General features: G+C 45.7%; 2 protein-coding genes. Both read left to right on the top strand.

From position 1 onward, the window contains the following. Nucleotides 1-2,731, top strand: a 2,731-nt coding sequence (locus tag Q0668_RS23055) for a PQQ-binding-like beta-propeller repeat protein (protein WP_298868894.1), incomplete at its 5' end; no start/stop codon positions are given. A gap of 111 nt (nucleotides 2,732-2,842) precedes the next feature. Next, nucleotides 2,843-3,895, top strand: a complete 1,053-nt coding sequence (locus Q0668_RS23060) for a hypothetical protein (protein WP_298868895.1) — start codon at nucleotides 2,843-2,845, stop codon at nucleotides 3,893-3,895. The last annotated feature ends 267 nt before the right edge of the window (nucleotides 3,896-4,162 follow it).

Raw genomic sequence — 4,162 nt, forward strand, 5'->3', positions numbered from 1 at the left:
AGGGCTATTGGGACAACGCATTTTTGCTGATCAGGGAACTCATGACGCCATTGCGCTTGCCAGTAATCTGGCAGACGTTATTTTTGTACAGAAGACAGCCGGTAAACAGACATCTAAGGAGGAGCTTTTGCGTGTTCTGCGTCCCGAGGGCATCGCATTTTTTTCTAATTCTAAACTCACAAAACCAATTCCGGCGGGAAATGATTATTGGAACCATCCTTATCATCGACCGGATAATAATCCGCAATCGACCGATCAAAATGCAAGGTCTCCTTATCGTACACAGTTTCTGGCAGATCCCAAATTTTCACCAATGCCTGAAGTTTCTGTAGCAGCGGGCGGAAAGGTCTTTAAAGCATTCGGCCACATTGCTCATAAAGAGAATCAGAATGCAATCTTGAACACTTTAATGTGTATCAATGCTTACAACGGAACGATCCTCTGGAAACGAAAACTGCCAGAAAGTTTCATGATTCACCGCAACACAATGATTGGAACCAAAGATGCTCTATATATGGCAGACAATGAGTCCTGTAAAATTATCGATAGTGAAACGGGTAAAATCCGGGATGAAATCATCATTGATGAGAAACTTGCTGATGGGCCCGTCTGGAAATGGATGGGCATGCAAAACGGGACTCTCTATGCATTAATCGGAAGCAAAGAAATCAAAGTTGATACCCAAAAATCAGCACGACGCGGCTTGGGACACTGGCCTTGGGGAATGTGGAAAGGACACGACTATTCCGACCCTAAAAACGCTTTTGGATTCGGCCGCACGTTTGTAGCAATGGACCCTGCTACAAAAAAAATCCTCTGGCATTTTCGTGAGCAGGACTATATCGACAGCCGCGGCGTCTGTATGAAAAACAACCAGCTCTTTTATTTTTGCCCTGGTAAATATCTTGCGTGCTTGAATACCAAAAATGGAAAACAGATCTGGAAAAATGATGATAAAAAACTTTTAACATCCATCGGCTCCAATCAGAAAGCACAACATTACGTTACAGGTTATGCTACGACAGCATATATGAAGTGCAGCGATGACTACCTGTTTTTTGCTGGACCACAGCGTTTGCATCTTGTCACCGCGTCTGCCACTGATGGGTATTGGCTGTGGGAGAAAGAGCATGGTAATCTGCAGTTAGTTTTACGAGATGATGGAATTTATGCCGCTGGCCCCAAAGAGACCGGCATGAAACTGGATTATGCTACCGGAGAAAAAATTGCTTCACTTCCCACCCGCCGCGCCTGCACGCGAGCCACAGGCAGTATCGACAGCATCTTTTTCCGCACCAGCGGTGGGACTGTCAGACTGGAAACGGCAACACATTCTGCCCAACATATTGCCCCCATGCGCCCACCCTGCCAGGATGGGGTCATTGTTTCCAACGGACTCTTATACTGGGGTCCCTGGATGTGTGGTTGTCAACTATCGCTTTACGGACACATCTGTCTGGGTCCTGAAAAGAATTCCTCTTCACCGGCAAAACAAGTCCCTCCTCGACGAGTCGCTTATACAGATGATCTGACAAAAGTTGAATTGTTATCGGTTCACGAGAATGACTGGCCTGCATTTCGTGGTGACAATCATCAATCATCCACAACAAATGTTTCAGTTCCCGTCAAAACTAAACTGGCCTGGACAACTCAGGTTACAAAATCTGCACTACCTACAGCTCCCGTCATTGCTGGAAATCAGATTTTTATCGGTGATCGAAATGGTGTCATTACTGCATTTGATATGCAAGGCAAGCAGATTTGGAAACAATATACGGGAGGCGCCATTTATTATCCTCCGACGGTCAACAATCATCGTCTCTATGTTGGATCAGCCGACGGGCGAGTATACGCTTACGAAGCAAAAACTGGTAAACCTCTCTGGTCATTTCGAGTAGCCCCTGACCAACGTTTAATTCCCGTCTATGGAAAATTGATATCAACCTGGCCAGTTTCAGGTGGCGTTGTCGTTCAGAATGATACCGTTTACGCCGTCGCAGGTATCGCTCACTTTGATGGTACGCACGTGGTCGCCTTAGATTCAAAAACTGGTGAGTTAAAGCAGGAAAATAACAGTTCGGGAGCATTATCACAGGAAGTGAATAGTGGGATCAGTCTGCAGGGTAGTTTATATATCGATGGCGATGAACTCCGATTCCTGGCAGGAGGCGTTTATGAAATCGCCCGTTACAACCTGAAAACATTAAAGTGTTTAAATACCCCCAGTACAGAAGTTCGATCACAATACCGAACCGCCTTCTATCCGTACTACCCTGGCTATGGGAAGTACCTCTCGATTGAGCACACACTGGCTGACAGAAGAGAATTGATTCACGACGCCAGTTATGAAGGAAGTGTGTTTACAAATCTGACTCTGAAAGAAGCGTTGCCGCCAGGTGCCCCCAAGGTGAAAAAAGAAGTGGCACGTTGGTTAAGCATGCGTGCCCGTCGTACGGGTAAATCCTTCAAACGCAAGAAAATCTGGGAAGACCAGAATCAACGTCGCTTTACCAGTTTTATCGTTTCTCCAGAAATACTTCTTACCGCCGGTCATCCGGATTTGAAACCAGAGTCAGCGTTTCTAACGGCAATTAATATTGAAAAAGGAACAGATCTTTGGACTCACAAACTTCCTGCGTTGGCAGTGAAGGGGGGAACGGCCATTGATTCTGAAGGAAGGATTATTGTTTCACTGGAAAATGGTCAACTCTGCTGTTTTAGCAAAGATTGATTCTGAAGAGAGAAGCCACCCATCAGAGTTGCCTTTCTAACAGGCCGTCAATAGATTACGTTAGGCGAATCAGCACGACCATCTTCTCCTTCAAACTGAATTTTCATTCCCATGTCCGCATCGATCCACCTCTATCTTTCTGGAAATCACAACGAATCATCACAGAGTTTAACTGAGCTTTCCAATCTGAGTATCAGCAGACTGAACGATCTTGACCTCACGCACCTTCGACGCGATGAACTCGTTTCACTCATTGAGAGAACCACTTCGGATTATCTGGGAGTTGTTGACTCCCAACAATACGTGGATCTGTCAGAACTGAATCAATTAAACAACCTAAATTTGAATGCTGATCAAAATGAAATTTATCTTCTGCCTTTCGATGATTCAGGACTGTTCATTCAATTAATGGAATGCCTGCCTCCGGTCGCAGCATCTCTTGCAATGAATCCACTTCAGCATGCCCTGGTACTAATCCCAAAATCTGCTTTTTCAAAGCTTCAGGAAATCCCTGATTCAGCGGATCTTCTCTGGCATATTTTGATCCTTCTAGCCCAAGCGGGTATGAAAAGCCGCAGTTTCAGTTCAACTGAATTTCCTCTCTCCAGCACATTGCAACCCCCATTACCCGATCTGGCCCCCAATCCTCCCGGCCCTGCGCGCGACTGGCTTCTGCATATACTTCGTGCTTATCAACCTGCTCAAGACTTACCCTCGATTTCGTCTCCAGCTGACGCAGCTGCCATGCAGTCCGGGTTATTGTGTCTCCATGATTATCTTGACGAAAGCCATCAGTTCTCGCAATCGGTACAAAATCAGGGTTTACACCAGGCGGGTGACTACTGGCATCATATTATGCACCGCCGTGAACCTGATTACTCAAACGCAAAATACTGGAGCAGGGTTGTCGGTTATCACCCCATTCACGATCTTTTACCAGAACGGGTACGACCATTAATTGATCTGTTTGAAACTCAAACCGTCGCCAACTGGAAAAATCGGTTGCTGTTAAATAATCGTTGGTCTCTGAATACCTTTGTCGACTGTTGTTCTGAATGTGAATCAAGCCAGGACCGGGAATTGATTCAGTTCGCTCGCAGAGTCCAATGGATTGAAATGCTGCTCCTGCTCCAGAAAACATCCCTTGATACGACAACAGGTTAAGGCGAAACTGATATCCACATACCCAATGCGGTGTATAAACCGGAAAATGCTCTTTTTTTTCTAACATTGCTGTTCAGAATGCAAAATCGCCTGAATTGCATCGTTAAATTCTGTTGACAGACACGTTTGCGCGGTTATGATTTAGTTACTTACCGCTCAATCCTCCTGCGACTCCTGCGGGCAAACCGAGTGGATATCCATCCATGGGATTTCCTCCGAGATATATTTCGCAGGGGCCACCAAGCAGGAATGGCGATTTTCCTTCTT

This window comes from uncultured Gimesia sp. (assembly GCF_937910335.1).
Lineage (GTDB): Bacteria > Planctomycetota > Planctomycetia > Planctomycetales > Planctomycetaceae > Gimesia.